At 64.6% G+C, this 20649-nt stretch carries 22 protein-coding genes; 11 read left to right on the top strand and 11 right to left on the bottom strand.

What is annotated here, in order from left to right; translation table 11 throughout:
• Positions 1-65: 65 nt before the first annotated feature.
• Positions 66-662 (top strand): TetR/AcrR family transcriptional regulator, encoded by a 597-nt coding sequence (locus tag RPS27_RS39210; RefSeq protein ID WP_212068819.1) that lies wholly within the window; start codon positions 66-68, stop codon positions 660-662.
• 11 nt (positions 663-673) lie between these two features.
• On the opposite strand, the gene RPS27_RS39215 is transcribed toward RPS27_RS39210, so the two are convergent.
• From RPS27_RS39215 to RPS27_RS39225, 3 genes are all read right to left on the bottom strand, one after another.
• Positions 674-1867, bottom strand: a complete 1194-nt coding sequence (locus RPS27_RS39215) for an adenylate/guanylate cyclase domain-containing protein (protein ID WP_212068818.1) — start codon at positions 1865-1867, stop codon at positions 674-676.
• Positions 1868-1995: 128 nt separating this feature from the next.
• Positions 1996-2580, bottom strand: a complete 585-nt coding sequence (locus RPS27_RS39220) for a HutD family protein (RefSeq protein ID WP_212068817.1) — start codon at positions 2578-2580, stop codon at positions 1996-1998.
• A gap of 113 nt (positions 2581-2693) precedes the next feature.
• The gene (locus RPS27_RS39225; protein WP_212068816.1) at positions 2694-4790 is read right to left on the bottom strand and encodes an adenylate/guanylate cyclase domain-containing protein; all 2097 of its coding nucleotides are present in this window, start codon (positions 4788-4790) and stop codon (positions 2694-2696) included.
• Between the two features lie 312 nt (positions 4791-5102).
• Between RPS27_RS39225 and RPS27_RS39230 the strand changes: the two genes are divergently transcribed.
• Genes RPS27_RS39230 through RPS27_RS39245 form a run of 4 tightly spaced genes read left to right on the top strand, consistent with a single transcriptional unit; the run spans position 5103 to position 7671 of the window.
• Positions 5103-5408 carry a DUF2282 domain-containing protein gene (locus RPS27_RS39230; protein ID WP_313755089.1) on the top strand — a complete coding sequence of 102 codons (306 nt, stop codon included), beginning with the start codon at positions 5103-5105 and terminating at the stop codon, positions 5406-5408.
• A 43-nt stretch (positions 5409-5451) separates the two neighbouring features.
• Positions 5452-6369, top strand: a complete 918-nt coding sequence (locus RPS27_RS39235) for a DUF692 domain-containing protein (RefSeq protein ID WP_212068814.1) — start codon at positions 5452-5454, stop codon at positions 6367-6369.
• A complete protein-coding gene (locus tag RPS27_RS39240; protein ID WP_212068813.1) occupies positions 6359-7135 on the top strand; it encodes a DNA-binding domain-containing protein in 777 nt (258 codons plus the stop codon). The genes RPS27_RS39235 and RPS27_RS39240 overlap by 11 nt, the downstream gene beginning before the upstream one ends.
• Positions 7135-7671 carry a DoxX family protein gene (locus RPS27_RS39245; RefSeq protein WP_212068907.1) on the top strand — a complete coding sequence of 179 codons (537 nt, stop codon included), beginning with the start codon at positions 7135-7137 and terminating at the stop codon, positions 7669-7671. The genes RPS27_RS39240 and RPS27_RS39245 overlap by 1 nt, the downstream gene beginning before the upstream one ends.
• A 46-nt stretch (positions 7672-7717) precedes the next feature.
• Here the strand turns inward: RPS27_RS39245 and RPS27_RS39250 are convergent, their stop codons facing one another.
• The 3 genes from RPS27_RS39250 to RPS27_RS39260 are packed head-to-tail and all read right to left on the bottom strand — an operon-like array spanning position 7718 to position 9801.
• Positions 7718-8563, bottom strand: coding sequence for an SDR family NAD(P)-dependent oxidoreductase (locus tag RPS27_RS39250; protein WP_212068812.1), 846 nt, complete (start codon positions 8561-8563; stop codon positions 7718-7720).
• Between the two features lies 1 nt (position 8564).
• Positions 8565-9125: a carboxymuconolactone decarboxylase family protein gene (locus RPS27_RS39255; RefSeq protein ID WP_194406335.1), complete on the bottom strand. Its 561-nt coding sequence runs from the start codon at positions 9123-9125 to the stop codon at positions 8565-8567.
• Positions 9103-9801, bottom strand: coding sequence for a TetR/AcrR family transcriptional regulator (locus tag RPS27_RS39260; RefSeq protein WP_212068811.1), 699 nt, complete (start codon positions 9799-9801; stop codon positions 9103-9105). The genes RPS27_RS39255 and RPS27_RS39260 overlap by 23 nt, the downstream gene beginning before the upstream one ends.
• Positions 9802-9958: 157 nt before the next feature.
• On the opposite strand from RPS27_RS39260, the gene RPS27_RS39265 reads away from it, so the two are divergent.
• From RPS27_RS39265 to RPS27_RS39275, 3 genes are all read left to right on the top strand, one after another.
• The gene (locus tag RPS27_RS39265) at positions 9959-10966 is read left to right on the top strand and encodes a tripartite tricarboxylate transporter substrate binding protein (RefSeq protein ID WP_249132358.1); all 1008 of its coding nucleotides are present in this window, start codon (positions 9959-9961) and stop codon (positions 10964-10966) included.
• Positions 10967-11073: 107 nt separating this feature from the next.
• Positions 11074-11610 carry a VOC family protein gene (locus tag RPS27_RS39270; RefSeq protein WP_194406333.1) on the top strand — a complete coding sequence of 179 codons (537 nt, stop codon included), beginning with the start codon at positions 11074-11076 and terminating at the stop codon, positions 11608-11610.
• A 76-nt stretch (positions 11611-11686) separates the two neighbouring features.
• Positions 11687-12499, top strand: coding sequence for a class I SAM-dependent methyltransferase (locus RPS27_RS39275; RefSeq protein ID WP_212068810.1), 813 nt, complete (start codon positions 11687-11689; stop codon positions 12497-12499).
• A 67-nt stretch (positions 12500-12566) separates the two neighbouring features.
• Here RPS27_RS39275 and RPS27_RS39280 read toward each other — a convergent pair whose 3' ends face one another.
• Complete coding sequence (locus RPS27_RS39280; RefSeq protein ID WP_212068809.1) at positions 12567-14123, bottom strand: L,D-transpeptidase; 1557 nt, start codon at positions 14121-14123, stop codon at positions 12567-12569.
• Between the two features lie 408 nt (positions 14124-14531).
• Positions 14532-15578: a fatty acid desaturase gene (locus RPS27_RS39285; protein WP_212068808.1), complete on the bottom strand. Its 1047-nt coding sequence runs from the start codon at positions 15576-15578 to the stop codon at positions 14532-14534.
• A gap of 977 nt (positions 15579-16555) precedes the next feature.
• Here RPS27_RS39285 and RPS27_RS39290 point away from each other — a divergent pair.
• The 3 genes from RPS27_RS39290 (at position 16556) to RPS27_RS39300 (ending at position 17938) form a co-directional block, all read left to right on the top strand.
• A complete protein-coding gene (locus RPS27_RS39290) occupies positions 16556-16831 on the top strand; it encodes a hypothetical protein (RefSeq protein WP_212068807.1) in 276 nt (91 codons plus the stop codon).
• A 146-nt stretch (positions 16832-16977) separates the two neighbouring features.
• Positions 16978-17655, top strand: coding sequence for a Crp/Fnr family transcriptional regulator (locus tag RPS27_RS39295; protein WP_212068806.1), 678 nt, complete (start codon positions 16978-16980; stop codon positions 17653-17655).
• Between the two features lie 55 nt (positions 17656-17710).
• Positions 17711-17938, top strand: a complete 228-nt coding sequence (locus tag RPS27_RS39300; protein ID WP_212068805.1) for a hypothetical protein — start codon at positions 17711-17713, stop codon at positions 17936-17938.
• Between the two features lie 83 nt (positions 17939-18021).
• On the opposite strand, the gene RPS27_RS39305 is transcribed toward RPS27_RS39300, so the two are convergent.
• From RPS27_RS39305 to RPS27_RS39315, 3 genes are all read right to left on the bottom strand, one after another.
• Positions 18022-18357 (bottom strand): hypothetical protein, encoded by a 336-nt coding sequence (locus tag RPS27_RS39305; RefSeq protein ID WP_212068804.1) that lies wholly within the window; start codon positions 18355-18357, stop codon positions 18022-18024.
• A gap of 45 nt (positions 18358-18402) precedes the next feature.
• Positions 18403-18549, bottom strand: a complete 147-nt coding sequence (locus tag RPS27_RS39310) for a hypothetical protein (RefSeq protein WP_212068916.1) — start codon at positions 18547-18549, stop codon at positions 18403-18405.
• A gap of 404 nt (positions 18550-18953) precedes the next feature.
• Positions 18954-20390, bottom strand: coding sequence for an oligosaccharide flippase family protein (locus RPS27_RS39315; protein WP_212068803.1), 1437 nt, complete (start codon positions 20388-20390; stop codon positions 18954-18956).
• Between the last annotated feature and the right edge of the window lie 259 nt (positions 20391-20649).

Consider the following 20649-nt stretch of genomic DNA (forward strand, 5'->3'; position numbering starts at 1 on the left):
CCAATTACTTGCCAGCCCATTTGCTGTCAAGTACGGTGAAAGCCATGAACGAAAACGTGACTACAATGCCCAAGACGGCACGGGGCGCGGCAACACGCGCGCGCATCGTCGATGCGGCAACCGCGCTCGTGCGCAAGCGAGGCGTCGCAAGCACGACGATCGATGCGGTGATCGAGGCCAGCAAGGCCAGCAAATCGCAGGTCTATCACTACTTCGCCGACAAGGATGAGCTCGTGCTGGCGGTGATCCAGCGGCAGGCTGAGTGCGTGCTGGGAACTCACGAGGGCCTGTTGCAAAAGCTTAATTCCCTCACCGGGCTTCGCCGCTGGCGCGACGCGGTGGTCGAGCTGACGGACCGAACCAATTGCGCAGGTGGTTGCCCGCTCGGCTCGTTGGCGGCCGAACTCTCGGAGACGCCGCGCACGCGCGCAGCGCTGGCGGAGAGCTTTGCGCGCTGGGCTGGCTATTTCGAAGCGGCATTCGCGAGAATGCAGACGCGGGCCGGGAAGAAGCCGACCGGCGATCTGAAGGCGCTTTCAGAGGCGATGCTCGCCAGCCTGCAAGGAGGACTTCTGCTCGCACAAACCTTGCGCTCGACAAGGCCTCTGGAGTTGGCGCTGGATATGGCGATCGAGCATGTCGCCGCGCGCCTCGAGCTTTAGCAATGACCGCTTCAGCCCTGATAGGCAAACAGCTCGATCGGATCGCTGAAGCCGCGCACCTCGTGCTGACCGACGTGCTCCAGCTCGAACTTCGGCTGCACCAGCTCCGCAAAGTCGCGTGACAGCAGCACCGTTCGTCCCAACTTCTTGGTGAGGGCTTCGAGCCGGGAGGCCATGTTGACGGCCGGGCCGATCACGGTGAAGTCGAGCCGGCTGCTCGATCCGATATTGCCGTACATGACGTCGCCGACATGGACGCCGATGCCGTAATTCAGCGGCGCGCGGCTGGTCGTCTTGTTCCGCTCGTTCAGGGCGGCCATGGCCTGCCGGGCCTCGGTCACGGCATGCAGCAGGTTGGCGCAGGCATTGGGCTGGCTCAGCGGGAAGATGGCGAGCAGGCCGTCGCCGATGAATTTCAGGATCTCGCCGCCGTGCCGCGCGATCGGCTCCGACATCGCGTCGAAGTAGTCGTTGAGCAGATCGATGACATCGTCGCGCGGCCAGTTGTCGGAAATCTTGGTGAAATCCCTGAGGTCGCAGATCATGATCGCAGCGCGCACCGTCGTGCCGGTGCCGCGCCGGGTCGCCCCGGCCAGGATGAGCTCGCCGGCATGGGAGCCGACATAGGTCTCGAGCAGCGTCCGCGCCAGGCGATTCTTGACGCGGATCTCGCTGACCAGCGCCAGCACCGGCAACACGTTCTTGAGGGCGGCGACATGCGCATCGTCGAAACCGCCGGGCCGATCGGTCGCGAAGGTGACGAGATGCCGCTTGCCGAGCGTGTGATGCAGCGGCCAGGCCACGTAGTCGGTCAGGCCTTTCGCGCGCATCTCGTCATAGAGCGCATGCTTGCGGCCGAGCGACGGGTCACGTTCGAGGTTCTCGCGCACTACGGCCGCCCCCTCGAATATCTCGTGGGCGGCGCTGCCGATATATTCGGAGCGCTGCTGCACATCGAAGTCGACCCGCGAAATCTCGGCCTCGCGCTTGCCGTCGGACCACATGATGCGGGCCCCCAGCCATTGCGGGTGCTGGATGCGGACATGGAGCGTCGACCGCGCGAGCGGAATGCCGGCCTGCTGGAGACGGATGCACATCTCGGCAAAAATGTTGTCGATGAAGCGCTCGTCGCGCGTGCCATTGGTCAGCCAATCGACGACGCCGTCGGACAATGTGGCGGGGGGATTGTGGTCTGGCGCGGTCATATCCTGCCCGTTCATATCGTGTCTTGCGCGGCGGTCTGCATCAGGACAGATATCGTGCCCCGGCTTCGCCGCGTCAACCTAGCCAGTTGCATGGATTATGCGCATCGGATGGCCGGGGCCATCGCCGGCTAGCCGATGAGCCGAATCGATCCCAGCACCGCCAGCCCTGACACAAGCGCGAGCTTCGACGCCACGGTGAGCTCCACTTTCAGCGTGTCTTCATGCGAAAGCGAGAACTCCTCGTCATCGAGGCGGACGCGGCAATCGCCGCGCGCGGCGTAAACCAGATGTGTGCCGGCGACAAGCTGCCGCGTGCCGGGCTCGCGAAGCGCAACGAGCTCGATCTCCGCCGCGCCGCGCCGGGCCATCAGGTTCACGACCTCGACCGGGCCCGCTTCGAGGGCGGTCACGATCTCCATCTCGCCGGTGAAGCGCACCGTCGTAAAAGGTTCACGCTCGTCGAACTCCTGCGTGGGCGACTTCAGCACCAGCCCACGCCCGTTGACGACCATCTGGAGCCGGTCGATGCCGGGCATATGGGAGAACGGGCCGGGCGCCACGATCGGCGTGGAGGCAAGGCGCCAGAGCAGGCTGCTCCAATCCTTCGCCACCGCGTCAGCGCGCCAGGCACCCGCAATGTCGGTGAAGATGCCGCCGCCGTTCTTCCAGGGCGAGCGGGTGTAGTCTTTCGGTCTCAGCAACGTGATCTTCATGTGTGTTCGGGAATCTCAGGTGGGCCGTGTTATCCAGCCCATCATGCGCGCGATCGAGCGACTTTGCCAACTGCTTCGCAGGCGCCATGAGATGCCGGCCGATACTGACGCTGCTATTTCGACGTCAGTGTCGCCACCGCCCGCCAGGCGGCGTCCGGCCCAGCCGAGATGAGCTGCCGGCAGCCGTCGCGCATCAGCTCGGCGGGACGATCGTGGCCGCGCCGTTTCAACACGGCCTCGAAATCTGCGAGCGCCTCGGCAAAGTGCCGCGTGCGATAGGCGGCAAGGCCACGCTCGTAATCCGCGATCCAGCTGGTTGCCTCGCCGTCGATGGCGCCCTCGTTCTCGATCCCGATCAGTTCGTGGACGGAGAGTCCCTCCTCCCGTCCGTAGACCGCGATGCTGTCGACCTCGCGCGTGATGACGGCGCCGCGCGCCAGACGTTCGGTCGTCTCGCCGATCAGGATCTGCGTGCCGTAGGATTTGTTGGCGCCTTCGAGCCGGCTTGCGACGTTCACGGCATCGCCGATCACGGTGTAGTTCAGCCGCAGCTCCGAGCCGATATTGCCGACCAGCATGCGGCCCGAATTGATGCCGATGCGGATCTGGAGCGGCTGGCCGAGATCGTCGGCGAGGCCGGACTCCTCCATCGCCCTGCGGCAGGCGAGCGCCGCGCGGCAGCAGCGCGCGGCGTGATCGTCCTGCGGCTGCGGCGCGCCCCAGAACGCCATCACGGCGTCGCCTATGAACTTGTCGATGGTGCCGCCATTGGCAACGATGATCTCCGAGGTGACGTCGAGATAGCGCGACAGCAGCGGCACCACGCGGTCGCCCAACCGCTCGGACAGCCCGGTGAAGCCGGCAATGTCGATGAACATCACGCTGAGCTCCTGGACGCTGCCGCCGGGCCTCGCCTCGACGCCCTGGCGCAGCAGGTCGCGCACCAGATCGGCCGGAATAAACTTGCGGAAGGCGGACAAGCCGGACGCCATCTCGGCGATCGCACCGGACAGGCTCGCGATCTCCTTCAGCCTGGAGGGATGGCGACGGACCTGCTCCAGCGCGAAGGCTTCGACGTGGCGGAGCTCGCCGACGACGCGCGACAGCGGCGCAGCAATGACGGACCGCGCCAGCATCGCCGAGGCCAGCGCCGCGAGCACGGCGCCGACGGCGAGGCCGAGGATCAGGCGCCGCAGCGTCGTCTCGACCGGCCCGAGAAATTCGGCCTCCGGGATCACGGTCGCGAGCGACCAGCCCGCAAACGGCAGCGGTGTCAGCGCAACCTCATAGGCTGCGCCGCCGGACGTCAGCCGGCTTCGCCAGGCCTCCTTGCGGCCGGCCTCCCCCGCCTTGTCGAGCGCCAGCCGCGCCAGCGGCAGCAGCGCCGTGTCGCCACGCGCTGGATGGAGCTCGTCGGCCTCCTTGTCCGGCGCCGCGATCAATTCGCCGCTGTCATCGACGATGAAGGCGGTCCCCGTGCGCCCGACCTCGAGCTGCGAGAGAAAACGGGCAAGCCTGGTGTATTCGATGATGACCGCCAGAACGCCTTGCCGCTCCTGATAGACGTCGATCGGTCCGGCAAAGGCGATCGACGGCCGCTCGCCGGTCGCGTGGTCCATCACTCTGAACCATTGCGGATCGTTCGCGTCGAGTCCGGCCTTGAACCAGGCCTGATCGGCGACATGGAATGAGGTCGGCTCGAAGCGGCGATTGGCGAATTCGATGTCGCCGGGCACCACATCATATTCATCGACGCGGCGCTGGCCGGGATGATCGGTCAGCGAGATCTCCATCATCTCCAGGCGGCGATCGCCGAGCTTGTGCGCGGCGAAGAAGGAGCCGTCGGGCCAGCCGAAGGCGACCCAGGAGATCGTCGCCTGCGACTGCAATTGCGAGAGAAACACGAACTCGCGCTTGTCGGCCTCGCGGGTGTCGAGCACGTTCTGCAGGAACAGCGTGCGGATCGCGGTGTGCGCGGCGCGCGCCTCGTCGACGATGGCCGAGACCTCCTTGCGCACCGCCGCCACGATCTGCTCGTTGATGGTCGAGGCGAGCTGCCGGCTGGTCGCCTCCGCCGTGCGCCACCAGAGCAGGCTGGAGAGCGCGGCCGTCAGCAGGATCGCAGCCAGGACCAGCGTGGACACCGCGAGGCGGATGCTGACCGTCAGCCTTGCGATCGCACGAAGCCGTCGTTCGGGATCAAGGTTCATCGCCCTCTTCGCCTGCCGGTCCACGCGAGCCACTGACATTGCTCTACGCCGCCGGCGGTCGCCCGTTACGTCTGGCAGGAAACAGGGCGGCGCCGCCAATGCCCGGTGGCTACCGTGTCGATAGACCCCAGGCATTGGCTTTGGGCGGACGATTGCCCGCTAATGCCAGCCCAAGCGCACCGGCGGTGCGCCCGATCCAATCGGTCTCACGGGTTCGTGAGCGGCCTGCGGTAACGCCGGCTGCGCGCGCAGCGAAGGAGACCATGCGCGCATCGCCTGCCAGGCGATGCCATCTCGAACAGGAGAATCCCGATGTCTGCCAAACACGTCGTCACCTCGCTCGTCCTCGCCAGCGCCGTCTCGACCGCGCTCGCGACCCTCGCTGCCGCCGGCCCGCTGACCAAGGCCGAGGCCGAGGCCGCCGTCGCCGCCAAGAAGGAGAAGTGCTTCGGCGTCGCGCTGAAGGGCCAGAACGATTGCGCGGCGGGACCGGGCACGACCTGCCAGGGCACTTCGACGGTCGACTTCCAGGGCAACGCCTGGAAGTTCGTGCAGGGCGGCACCTGCACCAGCATCGACCTGCCGGGCGGCAAGAAGGGCTCGCTCAAGCCGGTCTAACGGCCGGCGCGACGCCGCCGGCAAGGATGAACGGAGCAGCACGATGAGCACGGTGATCAACCCCGCCCGACCAGCAGCCATGCCGCTCCGCTATCCAACGCCCATCGGCGGCGTTGCCGGGACGAGCTTCAAGCCCGAGCATCTCTCCGATATCCTCGAGGCCGGACCTCGGCGTGGCTTCTTCGAAGTCCACGCCGAGAACTACATGGGCGATGGCGGCCCGCCGCATCGCGCGCTGGAGGCGATCCGCCGCGACCATCCGCTGTCGCTGCATGGCGTCTGCATGTCGATCGGCGGGCCGCGGCCACTCGACAAGGCGCATCTGGCGCGCTTCCGCGGCCTCGTCGCGCGTTATCAGCCGGCGCTGGTGTCCGAGCATCTGGCCTGGTCGACCCATGAGGCCAGCTTCTTCAACGATCTGTTGCCGCTGCCCTATACCGAGGCGACGCTCGCTTGCGTCTGCGACCACATCGACCAGGTGCAGGAGGCGATCCGTCGTCCGCTGCTGCTGGAAAACCCGTCCACCTACGTCGCCTTCCGCGAATCCTCGATGCGCGAGACCGAGTTCATTCGCGCCATCGCCGAGCGCACCGGCTGCGGGCTGCTGCTCGACGTCAACAATGTGTTCGTCTCCGCCACCAATCACGGCACTTCCGCGCTCGACTATCTCGCGGATTTCCCGCTGTCGCGCGTCGAGGAAATTCACCTTGCCGGCCATGCCGAGCAGGCCGACGACGAAGGCGATCTGCTGTTGATCGACAGCCATGACGGCCCGGTCACGGACGCCGTCTGGAGGCTTTACGAGCTGGTGATCGGACGCCGCGGCGCGGTGCCGACGCTGATCGAATGGGACAGCAAGATTCCGGACTGGCCGGTGCTGCAGGCGGAAGCCCTTGCCGCACAGGCGATCCTCGATCGTCATCAGACCGCGGCAATGGCAGGAGAGCGTCATGCAGCCTGAAGCCGGCTTGTCGTTCGCCGCTGCGTTCGCGCCGGCGCTGCTGGATCCGACGCGCAAGACGCCGGGGATCGTGACCGGACCAAACGGCAAGGCCGCCGGCCGGCGCTACGACGTCTACCGCAACAACGTCACCGTCAGCCTGATCGAGGCGCTGGCCGCGATCTATCCGGCGGTGCAGCGCATCACCGGACTTGAGTTCTTCCGGGCCATGGCGCGCTTTCATGTGCGCAGCCATCCGCCGAGCTCGCCGCTGCTGTTCCAGTATGGCCGCGACTTTCCGGATTTCATCGAAGCCTATGAGCATGCCCAAGATATGCCCTGGCTCGCCGACGTCGCCCGCATCGAGCGGGCCTGGCTCGACGCCTATCATGCGCGCGACGCCGCGCCGCTGTCCCCGGTCCGGTTGTCCGCGATTGCCCCGGAGCGTCTGGCGGATACCGTCTTCATCCCGCACCCGGCGATGCGGATCGTTCGTTCGCAATTCTCCGCGGTGACGATTTTCGCGGCCAATCGCGGCAGCGCTCCTACCGCGCGCATCGATGCGTCGAGGCCGGAGGACGCATTGATCACCCGACCCGAATTCGACGTCGTGGTGCGGCACCTTCCGCCCGCCGGCGCCGTCTTTGCCGCTTGCCTCGCATCCGGCCAACCGCTCGGCGAAGCTGCCGCGACGGCACTGGATGCATCGCCCGACTTCGACATCGCCTCGAACATCACCGGCCTGATCGACGCCGGCGCATTCACCTCTGCTGCTGGAGACGCATGATGATCACGGACCAACGCATGGAGAGCGGCGGCATGCCGTCGCCCTGGCTGCTCATCGACCGGGCCAATCACCTGATCCAGACGCTTGCCATCCCCTCGCTCGTCCTGCTCGTGCTGCGCCTCGCGCTGGCGGTGCCGTTCTGGCGCTCAGGCATGCTCAAATGGGGCGGCTTCCTCAGGCTCAACGACACCGCCGTGACGCTGTTCAGCGAGGAGTTCATGCTGCATCTGCCGGGCGGGCCTTATCACTTTCCCGCGCCGACGCTGATGGCGTTCCTGTCAGGCTGCGGCGAGATCATGTTTCCGATCCTGCTCGTGCTCGGGCTCGGCACACGATTCGCGGGGCTTGGACTTTTGTTCATGACCGTCATCGTCGAGCTCACGGTGCCCGACGGCTGGCCGATCCACCTCACCTGGGCTGCGATGGCGCTCGCCCTCATGGCGTACGGACCCGGCAACGTCTCGCTCGACCACCTGCTCTGCCGCATTCGTAGCCCGGATGGAGCGCAGCGCAATCCGGGGCATCTCGTGGGATGATGCTGCGGTCCCGGATTACGCTTGCGCTCCATCCGGGCTACAGGCCTCACATCCCGCTCAATCCGCTGTCCACCGCGAGCGTCTGCGCGGTGACATAGACGCTTTCGTCCGACAGGAAGAACAGCACGGCATAGGCGATCTCCCACGCCGTCGCTTGCCGGCCGAACGGAAGGTGGCCCTTGCCGCGATTGGGGCGGCCGGCGCCGGCTTCGCGGCCGTTGGGGGTGTCGACGAGGCCGGGATAGACGAGATTGGCGCGGATGCCCCGGCGCGCGCCGAGATGGGCGATGTTGCGCATCAGGCCGCCGAGCGCGGCTTTCGAGGAATCGTACACCGCCATCTGCGATCCCGCCTTCAGCGCGGCGATCGAGGAGATGAAGACGATGGCGCCGCCATCATCGAATTTCGGCAAGCCGGCGCGGCAGCACAACATGGGGCCGCGGACATTGACGTCGTAGATCCTGTTCCACTCCTCGGGGCTGACGGCATCGAGGCCGGTCTTGCCGAAGGTGCCGATGTTCAGCACCATACCGTCGAGGCTGCCCATGGCGCGGTGAGCTTCTTCGATCATGCGGACGACATCCGCTTCCGACGTGACATCGGCGGCAATGGCAAAGGCCTCGCCGCCTTCGTCGGTGATGCGCTTCACCGTCTCTTCCGCCGAAGTGCGATTGAGGTCGGCGACCGCGACCTTCGCACCCTCGCGTGCACACAGAATGCTCATGGCGCGGCCATTGCCGATCGGATCGGTGGCGGCATCGAACACGCGCTGGCCGCCGCCGACGACGAGGATACGGCGCCCCTTCAGTCGCCCCCTGCCCGGCGCGTCGCCTGATGACTCGGCGCTCGGAGGGCGAACATAGCGCTCCGGCTTGCTCTCGGTGTCAGCCATCTCAACCGCCTGATTTCTTGCCGCCGTCATAGACCTTCATGCCGGCTGCCGGATCGAGATCGGTTTCGGTTGCCTCGGTGACGCGCGCCATCATCATGTAGAAGCCGAGCGCGACGATGGACTCCACGATCTCCTGGTCGCTGAAGTGTTTTCGGGCGGCAGCAAAGATGGCCTCGGGGACGCGGACGTTCTCGACGACCTCGCGGCCGAATGTCAGCAGCGCGCGCTCCGCCTCATTCAGCGCGGCAGCATTGTAGTCGCCGCGCTCCACCGCATCGACCTGCGCCTGCGTGCAGCCAACGCCGAGCGCGATCGGCACGTGCTGGCGCCACTCATAGGCGCCGCCCTCCAGCTGGGCGGCTTGCAGGATCAGCAGCTCGCGGTTGACGGCAGAGAGCTTCTGCTTGTGCAGGATCGAATTGCCGAGCCGCATCGCCGGGATCATGTTGGCCTCGGCATGGGCCATCATGCGGAAGATGTTGAGCTTGACCGGCATGCGGTCGAACGAGGCGCGGATGTCGCCGCTCGTCGTCTCCGGATCAATCAGGGGCAGCCTTGCCACGCGTCTCTCCCTTTGGCTTTCGCTTCTTGTTGTCGGTGTCATTGCCTGCCGCGATCAGCGACAGGAAGAAGGCGAGATAGCGGTCGATCGCCTCGATCACCTTGGCCCGCGGCGAAGGCGCCGCGCCCATCACGTAATGCTCGAGACGGATATAGATCAGCCCTGCCGCGAACAGCCGCGCGGTCTCGCGCGGATCCGGCGTCGACACGAGGCCGGCGAGCGCGAAGCCGCGGAAATAGTCGGTCATCAGGCTCTGCTCGCGCGCATAGAAATGATCGGCGAATTTGGCGCGGATGCCGGGGACGCGGTTGCGCTCGGCGGTGATGACCTTCTGGAACTGGTGCTCGCGCGGATCGGACCATTGCTCGACGAGGTCGAGTGCGAACTGCCGGCAGAACGCGGCGGGCTGGCGCGCGAGCTGCCTGTAGCGCGGCTCCTCCAGCCGGCTCGCCGAACTCGCCGGGCCATGTTCGCTGACGATCGCTTCCAGGATCGCGGCCTTGCCGGGAAAGTGGTTGTAGAGGCTGCTCTCGCGGATGCCGACGCGGCGCGCCAGCTCGCGCATCGAGGCGCCGCCATAGCCGCTCTGCGCGAACAGATTGAGCGCCTCGGTGAGGATGCGCTCCCGCGTCGTGGGCGCGGCCGCTTCCGCCGCGTTGGAGGTGTGGACAGCCATGATGGCTTGACTAACGAACGATCGTTCGCTAGTCAACCGTACGAACGATCGTTCGTCTTTCATGTCGTATGCGACGATCCTCGGCCGCGATGCAGCGACGGCGCTGCATGAGCGGGTGGCATTCAAGATAAGCGGAGAGCAATTGGGAGACAACGCCATGGCACGCCTCGCCCGCTTTTTGCCCGCGTGGCAAATCACCATGACGCTTCGCTTCGTCGCATCCTCACTGCTGATCGCGTCTGCGGGGATGCCCGCATACGCCGAGGATCCCGCCGCCTATCCCACGCACAAGATCCGGATGCTGCTGCCCTATGCGGCCGGCGGCGGCGGCGACGTGGTCGGCCGGCTGCTCGCGGACAGGATGGGCAAGACGCTCGGACAGAGCATCTATATCGAGAACCACACCGGTGCGGCCGGCACGCTCGGCACGCAGATGGTCGCGACATCGCCAAATGACGGCTACACCATCACCGTCGGCGGCATGACCACGCATGTGCTGGCCCCCGCGATCTATCCAAAGCTGCCCTACGATCCGATCAAGGATTTCACCATCATCGGCCGCGTCGGGACGTCCTCGATCATGCTGGTCGCGACCAGGAACTTTGCCGCCAACGACATCAAGGAGTTGGTCGCGCTGGCCAAGAAGGGCGAGCCGATCCAGTACGGCAGTTGGGGTGTCGGCTCGACCGGGCAATTCTGCGCCGAGATCCTGATGCAGCAGACCGGCATCAAGATGGACCACGTGCCGTTCAACGGCATCGCAAAGCTGGCCGGCGACCTGCTCGGCGGCCACATCTCGCTCGCGACGCTCGATGTCGCGACCGCGACGCCGCTCGTCAAGGACGGCTCGATCAAGGCGCTGGCCGCCTGCGGCGAGCGCTCGCCGAGCCTGCCTGATGTCGCCAGCTACAAGGAGCAGGGCGTGCCGTTCGACCGCAGCCTGTCCTGGGCGATGTATGCGCCCGCGGGCCTCGCTGCGCCGATCGCGCAGAGGCTGTCGGCGGCGCTGAAGGAGGCGCTCGGCGATGATCTGGTGAAGGGAAAGCTGCTCGCACTCGGCATCACGCCGCAATTCGTGCCCGGCGAGGAGCAGCGCGACATCAACGCCCACGACATCGCGGCCTGGAAGCAGGTTGCCAAGGACGCCGGCATCGAGGTGAAGTGAGGAAGTGGCAGCTCGGGCGCGGCCATCCTTCGACACGCCCGCCTGCGGCGGGCCCTCAGGATGAGGTCCCGTCTCGCGGCGAATGGGCAGAGAACAGGAGCGCGGGCATGAGCCGCATCTTCGGCGCGGTGCGCCAGAACGGATATGTGGTGCGGGACATCCACGCCGCGATGAAGCACTGGATCGAGGTGATGGGCGTCGGTCCCTGGTACTACATGGACCGCGTCAAGACCGACTGGTTTCGCCATCGCGGCCAGGATTCTGCCGTCGAGATGAGCATTGCGCTCGCCAATTCCGGCGACCTCCAGATCGAGCTGATCCAGCAGCGCAACGACGCGCCTTCGCTGTACAGGGAGTTCTTGAACGCCGGCCACGAAGGCCTCCAGCACATGTCCTACTGGAGCCACGACTACCAGGCGCTCTACGACAAGGCGATCGGGCTCGGCTACCGGATCGGCCATGAGGGTCAGATCGGCGGCGAGAAGGGGCGCTTTGCCTATTTCGACACGCAGGCCCATCCGGGCACGGTGATCGAGATTTCGGACATCAGCGGCACCAAGGGTCCGTTCTTCGAGAAGGTCCGGCAGGCGGCTCTGACCTGGGACGGCACGCGGCCGATCCGTGAGGTCGTCACGAAGCCGTAGGAGCCCTCGCCGCTGGCGCGATTGCCGACAATCCGTGTAACATGCACCCCGCATCCGAACCTGCAGCGAGGCAGACATGTCCGACACTGACAAGGTTTTCGCCGGCTCGATTCCGAAAATCTACGACGAGTATCTCGTCCCGATGATCTTCTCCGTCTACGCGGAGGACATCGCAAGACGCGTCGCCGCGCGCTCGCCGTCCGTGCTGCTCGAGATCGCCGCGGGCACCGGCGCCGTGACGCGCGCCGTGGCGGCGGCGCTGCCCTCTGGCATCCGTTACGTTGCGACCGATCTCAACGAACCGATGCTTGGCGTCGCCGCGCAGCGTCAGGCGGACGACGATCGCATCAGCTGGCAGCAGGCGGACGCAATGGCCCTGCCCTTTGGCGATGCCGGGTTCGACGTCGTCTGCTGCCAGTTCGGCGCGATGTTCTTTCCGGACCGGGTCAAGGCTTACGGCGAGGTGAAACGAGTCTTGAAAGGCGATGGCACGTTCGTGTTCAACGTCTGGGATCGCATCGAGGACAATGTGCTGACGCACGAGGCGACGATCGCGCTCGCAAAAGTGTTTCCCGACGACCCGCCGCGCTTCATGGTCCGCACGCCGCACGGCTATTACGACAAGGCCGTCATCAGAACCGACCTCGAACGTGCCGGCTTCCGCGACATCACGATCGAGACGCGATCTGAAATCAGCCGGGCGCCGTCGCCCGAATACGTCGCGCTCGCGCTCTGCCAGGGCACGCCGCTGCGCAGCGAGATCGAGGCAAGGGACGCCGGCAAGCTGCAGGCCGCAACCGACATCGTCGCCGAGACGATCCGCACGCGTCACGGCTCCGGACCGGTCGAAGGCAAGATTCAGGCTATCGTGATCGAAGCGCGACTGTAGGTGCTGGAGCGGAAGCGCCGGGGCTCGTTCACCTCTCCCGCTCGCGGGAGAGGTTGCGCCCCGCGCGCTACCACCAGCTTCGTTGCATCGGCTGCGTCGACTGATAGTACTGGTACTGGCCGCGCTGCCGGCGCGGATTGGCCGGCTGCACGTAGGGATCGCGCTGGTAGAAGAAACCAAAACCGTTGCCGCCGTTGTCCCAGCCGTCGTCGCTGGCGATCATGGCAGGCGCGGTCGGCTTGCGCGTGATGAAGCCGCCTTGCGGCTGGTCGCTCAGCACCGCGACGAACTCGGTTCGGTAATTGGTCTCGGCGCTCAGCGGCTCGTCCGAGATGATGATCGAGGAGCGCGGCAACGCGGTCGGCCCGATTCGATCCCACACGTCCTGCGGGATGGTGATGCGGTCGAGTGCATTGCGGGCCTCGTCGCCGTTTTCGATCGTGACCACGCTCCAGCGCAGGCCCGTATCGGTCTTGGCCATCGCCGTGAAGATGTGGGTGCCGAGCGGCTGCTCGGGATTGCGGATCGTGACGGGGACCTCGATGCTGGTGTCGAACACCTCGCCGCCGCCGTCGGGCGCCGGCTTGTGGGTGTTTCGCCGCACATAGAGCTTCTGCGTCGAGCGGCTGATGTAGACCGAGACAGGCTCGCCCGCGAGTTTAGCGTCGGTCGCGGCCTTGACGGCCTCGGCCTTTCTGGCCGCAGCGGCCTTCGCGGCGTCCTTCGTCACGGCCACGGCATCGCGCTTCGGCTGCGCGGCGGCCTTGGCGGCATCGAGCTGCGTCGCCGCGTCGGCGGCCTTGGTCGCCGCCTTCTGCTTCAACTCCTCCGCCTTGGCGCGGGCCTGATCAGTCTTGGCGTTCGCGAGGGTCTTGTCGGCGAAAGCGAGCTCGGCATCGGCGCGAGCCTTCTGCTGCTCCAGCTTGCGGAGGGCTGCAGGGAGCGAGGCAGCTTCCTTTGCGGCGGTGGTCGCAGCCTTCTTGGCCTCGTCGGCAGCCCTCGTCGCCTCCTCGGCCTCGAGGGAGAGCTTGTCAGCCTGCCTCGGCACGGCCGCAATCGCTTCCGGCTTCGGCACGAATAGCGAAGGATGAGAGATCTCGGTCGGAACCGAGTCATACGGCGCGATGATCACACGCATCCCGATATAGGTCTTGTCGAACAGGTTCTCGGCGAAGCCGAACGGCATGCGCACGCAGCCGTGCGATGCGGCATAGCCGGGCAGCGGTCCGCCATGCAGCGCGATGCCGTTCCAGGTGATGCGCTGCATGTTCGGCATCCAGGCATCGTCGTACATGGTCGAGCGGTGGTCCTTGTCCTTCTCGACGATGGCGAAGACGCCCGCCGGGGTCTCGCGTCCCGTGGTGCCCGTCGAGACCGGCGCGCGCAGGATCCAGCCGTCGGCATCGTAGAACGTGACCTGCTGGCTCTTGATCGACACGATCGCCATGATCGGCTCGCCGGCCTGCCGCTGCGCCACCGCCTCGGCCGGCTGGCGCGCCTGCTTGGCCGCCTCGGCTGGGGTCAAGGCGGCAAACGCGACCACCGCCGCCAATGTCGCAATTCCGGGAGGGCCCCAACGCCGCATTGCCCGGGTGAATTGCGCCGTCGTCAGTCGGTCTCTCATGCCATGCCCCGGTCGGAATGCCAGTCCGCGCTCATGTCGATTACGTGTCAGATTGCGATCTTTGGATTAAGAAATTGCAGCCGCCATACGTTCCGTCTGTGGCGATATTCGGCCCGCTTCAGCAACAAATCTCTCATATACGACGGCTTGCGAAGGCGGAAGGGTGGCTCGAGCCTGAGGCTGGTCCGAGGCTGGGGTCTCTCGCTGCGGCGAAACGTCCGCCTGGAGGGTCGGATCCGCCGGTTCTTGACCTCACCGGGAATGGAAAGCCCCAGCGATCACGATCCGGATCACGCGTTCTGGCAAGAACGCATATGTCCTTTGGACGGACAGCGCTTTAGGAGGTCGCCAGCACCTTCCGGCCGAACCTCGGCAATCACTGCAACCGCGGTGCGGACATTCACGCCTTCAGCGGCTTGGTCGCAGGCGTGCCGGCATCGGCGAGGCGGCTGAGGTCAAGGATGCCTCTCCAAAAGAGACGAGTTTCAGCCGCTCCTCGTCCCACAAGGTCAGCCGCACGGTTCGCAAGCTCTGGACCAGTGTAATCCGTCCGACGGCGGCGAGCTGTGGATGGTCCCGCAACACGTCCGGCAGGCGATAGGAGGGAATTCGACTGCACAAATGGTGGATGTGGTGGACGCCGATATTTGCCGTGAACCACCGCAAGACACTCGGCAATTGGTAATGCGAGCTGCCGTGCAGTGCGGCATCGTGAAAATTCCAGGTCTCGTCGTGTGACCAGTAGGTGCGCTCGAACTGGTGCTGGACGTAGAACAGCCAGACACCGATGGACGCCGCCAGAACGACGATCGGCACGTGTACCACAAGGAATGGCCCATAGCCGACCAGCCAAATCATCGCGGCGACCAGAATCGCGATCGCGGCGTTCGTGCCCATCGTACTCAGCCAAGGGGTCCAGCCGCCGCGCATCAATCCGATCGGTACTCGATGCTTCAAGATGAACAAATAGGTGGGGCCGACGCCAAACATCACAATGGGATGCCGATACAGCCGATATAGCACCCGACGCCATCGCGGCTGGTCGCGAAACTCGCGAACGGTCAACGTATCAATGTCGCCCAACCCCCGGTGATCGAGATTGCCGGAATTCGCATGATGGCGGGCATGGTTATGCCGCCAATAATCGTATGGTGTCAGGGTCACCACACCGATGGCTCGGCCGACCCAATCGTTCACCGCCCGCCCGCGGAAGAAGGAGCCATGTCCGCAATCATGCTGGATCATGAACAGACGGACCAGCAAGCCCGCAGCAGGGACCTCGAACAGCACGGCGAACCAATAGCCCCGGTCAAGAGCGGCCCAGATCAGCGCCCAGATGAAGCAGAGCGGAACCGCCGTGATCGCCAATTCGAGAACACCGCGTAAACTGTCGGGCTCGCGATAGCGAACGAGCAACTGCGCGGACGCGCGCATCTCCGGCATTCCTTGCGGCATTTCCCGCCTGCTCCAAAAAAGTATTGCGACCGCCCGGACGCCTTCGGCAGCGGTCCGGAAGTCGTGCCCCGCACGCGCTCATACTGATCCTGGCCTGGATTTCCTGCTGAGCAATATTGCTCACACCAGGCGCGCCGCAACGGATCGGGAGCGGAAAGGCTAGAGTAGACGCGTTCGCGGCCGGCGATTCCCGCAATGTGAGCAATATTGAACAGTGGCTGAAGGACAGACGCGGCATGCTCACCGTTACGCGGCCAGCGAATCGGCTGTCATCGGCGGCGGCTTCGGGTCCGACATACCCCGCCATATGAGGAGTAGCTTCATATGTCCGAGGTCTATGGTCGTCCAGAACCGACGTTGATCCCGATACCACGACCCCACTGCACGGCCTGCCAGAGCCGCATGATGCTGATTCACGTCGGGGCAAGTCGCGACGGCCCCGATCTGCGCATTTTCGAATGCTCCAAGTGCGGGAACGTCCATAAATCCTTCGCCGATCGCTGAGACCAACCGAATAGCAGCTGAAGGAGCGCGCGCAAGAAAGCGGTCCTGGCACGGGTGTGCGAACCAGGACCGCCCTTCATCAGATATGATGAGTGGGCATCACATCCGGTCGTCATCACCAAGTCACCCCGACGACGTTCGTTCCAGGCATATCCTAAACGACGCGGCTACCAGCGCTTGCGCCAAACGCCGCCCCAGCTGCTTCGTCGGACAACCATGCAGCATTCCGCCCGACGGTCAGGTTAGACCTGAGCAGGAGCGAATGATGCGCAAAATTGCTCAAATAGCGGTCGTATGATCGGCGCGGGTTCACCATTAATTGCGAACCATTCCTTCAAGGCTGAGCAATTCTGCTCTGCAGCCCGGAGAGCCAACCGTTAGAGTCTCGAATGGCCCTCCCGCGACCGGCGCGATGAGCCGCGTCGGCAAATGGCGCGGCCGGCGCCCTGCAGGTTCGACCAGGAGATGTCATCTTGACCATCAGAACAACGCGGACCATCGTATCGTTCGCCAATCCCTTCGTCCTTCGGGGGCTGGAGGGCGCTCAGCCCGCCGGCGAATATGTCGTCCTCACCGACGACGAGCGGATCGAAGGGTTGTCGAGGATCGCCTATCGGCGTGTGGCGACGCAGTTGCAAACGCCCGCGAGGTTTGCCTCCCAATCGCGGACCCAGTCCTACGCGATCAGCCAGACGGAGCTGGACGCCGCACTCATGAAGGATCGGCATCAGACGATCGTACGGCATTGAGCTCGGCGATCCGCTCAACGAGCCTGTCCGAAGCCGCAGGCAGTTGTCAGCTCCGACTCACAGACCGGAGACGAAGCAAGATTTGCCTAACGTGCCCGGCCAGGTCTTGCTAGACTGAAACTCTCTCCATCAGGTTGTGCGACGTCATGCCAAAAGCGCCGAAAAGCGCGTTCGATCCAAAACTCTTCCTCGCCAAGGTCGGCGAGGGCAAAACCATATTGAAGTTCGACAAGAACCAAGTGGTGTTCTCGCAAGGTGACGCCGCGGATACCGTTTTTTACATCCAAAAGGGGAGGATCAAGGTTCTCGTCGTCTCGGAGCAAGGCAAGGAGGCGGTGGTCGGAATTATGGAGCCCGGACAATTCTTCGGTGAGGGCTGCCTGAACGGCCATCCCTTGCGGATTTCGACGACAGTGACGATGGAGCAAAGCGTGATCACGTCCATCAAGAAACCAGCGATGCTCGTCGCACTCAAGGCCGAACCGAAGTTCTCCGAGTTGTTCATGGAGTATCTGCTCAGCCGAAATAGCCGCATAGAAGAAGACCTGATCGACCAGTTGTTTAATTCGAGCGAGAAGCGGCTTGCGCGTCTTCTGCTGCTGTTGGCCAATTTCGGCAAGGACGGCGCCACTCAGCCCATCTCGGCGCAGGTTAGTCAGGAGACGCTTGCGGAGATGATCGGGACAACCCGATCCCGCGTCAGCTTTTTCATGAACAAATTCCGCAAACTCGGCTTTATCACCTACAACGGTAAGATCGAGGTTCACACTTCCCTCCTGAACGCGGTCTTGTACGACAAGCCTGAGATCGCGAGGGACGACTGAGAGGTTGGAAGCAAGCGCGCCCCAAGCCCTCTCCTGCAACGATCGAAGGTACCCCATGAAGAAGCCGACCGTGCAAGTCGAAGAGATCGAGCCGAGAACGATTCAAAGGGCTGACGTGGCGCCAGCCGATGGCTTCTCGCTAATCGTTGATGGCCACTTCAAGACCCGTTACGAAAGCGAGACGGCTGCCCGGGCAGCCGGCGCCGAGCTGCTCCGCAGGTTCCCGATGCTGCAAATCCTGGTCTACGATGCCGAGACGAGGGTGCGGTCGCCGCTGCAATAGATTTTCCAATTGATCGGGTTCCGCATCGGGCATCGTCGCCTGCCGCTGCGCGAGTTGTTCGTGAAAACCACGGGAGTGCACGATCACCCTTTTTTAGGACGATCGGCCGGGGCGGAGATAATTCGGCGCAGCCGGATTGCTTCCGTAAAAGTGGCGGATGGCTGCCTTTGCGGTGCAGGACGGTTCTCAGGCTCGTCAAGCTCCGGCGCTTCCCCGACGGAAAGCAGCGCTTCGCTGCCGCGGTCCAGGCGCTTGTCGGAGCCCGACGCGTCGAGCATATGACCGACCAGCTCGCCCGAGAGACGGTAGATATTGTTCCCCCGAAGATCGTAAACTTTCTTGCCCGTGAGATCGAAAATCGATGCGCCGTTCACAACGCCGGCGCGGATGCCCCTATTATTGAGTATGTATCCGCTCACCACGCATCTCCCATTGACGCCTCTTTGAAGGTCCCCGGCGCTCGCCTATTGGCTCGTGACCCGGCCTTTCGCCTCTTCCTCGGCCAGACGCTTCAGGAGCCATTGCCGCCGGACGGCGTCTTTTTCCAGCTCGAAGTCCCGTTTGAAGATTCTGATGTTTTCGCGGTGGATGAACTCTTCCAGCTCGCTCAAGTCGGTGGCCGCAGGTCATGACTGTCGAGCCAGACGACCGTGGCTGTCATTGGATCGCGTTCGATTGCGGCGGCGGAACCTTGGTGGCACCCGGCGCACGCGAACGTTCCGATCTCCAATGCTGCTAAGCCCGGGATCCTCACCAAGCCCATGCATTCGCCGCACCAACGACAACGCGGCCCTTCACCTGATGCAGGTGAGGGACTGAATGCCTGGGAATAGTGCAAATACATGCGACGCACCGCGGGATCCGGCGAGAGCGTTACAGCACTCTCAATCACCGATAGATCGCCGATATGGGGCGGTGATGATGCCAGCATAGACCGCTGCCCCCGCCTGTTTCTGGTCAATATTGCTCGCTCGGGCGAAGGTTCTCTCCTCGAACCGGGCCGCCCCCATCTTGGCTACACCCCCAGCGCGTTCCGGTTGGACGCCCGCAAGACGCGCAATGACAGCGTCTGCACCTGGGCGACATTGAGAAGCCACGCTGCAGCGGCGTAAGCGAAACCGCCTGCAAGGCTCACGACGATCAGCGCCACAAGGCCGGTGCCCCCCGCTTGCGAACGCGCCACGAGGATGGCGGCGGCCATCGCCGCGGCCGACACCGCGACCCCGGCGAGCCGGTTGAGATCGAACGGGACCGGGTGGGCGCGATGCATCAGGACGACGGCAACGAGGAAACCGATCGCCTCGGTCGCGAGCGTTGCCCACGCCGCGCCGTAGATGCCGTAACCGGCGACCAGCGCGACCATCAGCACCACGCTGACAGCCAGCGTGAGAAAGGATTGCGCCGCCAGCATGAAGGGGCGCTCGGCGAGTTGGAAGCTGATCTGCACGTAGAACTGATTGGCGATCCCGAAGAAGCGGGCAAGCACCAGGATCGGCAACAATGCCGACACGCCGGCGCGGAAGTCGACGCCGACGAGCGTGCCGGCAACCTGATCCGCCGCAAGCGCGAGCCAGACTGCGACGGGCGCGACCACGACGAGCAGGAGTTCGAGGCTTTCGTTCAGCCGCTCCCGCGTCGTCTCCCTGTTGTTCTCGGACAGGGAACGAAACACCAAGGGCACGGTCGCCGCGGCGACGCTGGAGGCGATCATGACCATGAACTGGCGCGGCAAATCGGCGGCGACGCCGAAGATGCCGGCGGCGTCCTTGCCGAGCAGATAGGCGACGATGAGCCGGTCGCAGGCCGAATAGACCGCAACGGAGAGTCCGGCCAGCGTCAGCGGCAGGCCGTAGCGCGCCAGCTGCATGAACTGGCTGCGCTGAAAGCGCGCGATTTTGCTGCGGTCGCCGACGAGATTGAGAATGATGCCGGTGAGCGAGCCCAGGCCGAACGCCGCGAGCAGCCCCAATCCGCCCCAGCCGAACCAGATAGCGACGAGGCCAAATCCGACGCTCGACACGCTGCGCACGATCGAGATCGCGGCGAACCGGTAGGGACGCAATTTCGCGCGTTCGAACTCCTGACCGACATCGACGGCATTGACCATGATCGCGACGAACATGCTGGCAAGCAGCAGCTCGACGCTGACGTCGCTGCGGAACAGGAAGACCAACGGCGTCGTGGCGCAGAGCACCGCGACCGTGAGTCCGAAGGCGACCATCGCCGTGCCGCGGAAATCCACCTCCGCCGACATCGCCTGATAGCGCGACACCGACAGCTTGATCCAGGCAAAGAAGATCGCGCCCAGAATGCCGGCGAGGCTGAGGCCGACGACATAGACGCCGTACTCCGCCGGCGTCAGCAGCCGCGTATAGGCCGTGACGGCGAAGAAACCCACCGCCGCGGGCAGGATGTAGGCGACGAGATAAATCGAGAAATGGCGGTTCAGCATGCGAGCACGGGACCGGCAGCGGTCTTGCGAATATGACGGTCGTTAATCAATGGGACCTTGGCGGGGCGAACGAACTGCGCCGCAGCATCGCGCAAGAGTGTCACATAAGTCTGCAGATCGGGCGGCAAATGAAGCTCTGCAGCCGCTTTCACGCGTTAGCGTTAAATTTGCCCTTCCGGGAACGGCGAGGCGCGATCATGGAAGGAAACCATGACGTGCAGACGGCGGAGGTTAACCCAACAAGGCGAAACCCGGGCGT

This window comes from Bradyrhizobium sp. WYCCWR 12699 (assembly GCF_032144035.1).
Lineage (GTDB): Bacteria > Pseudomonadota > Alphaproteobacteria > Rhizobiales > Xanthobacteraceae > Bradyrhizobium.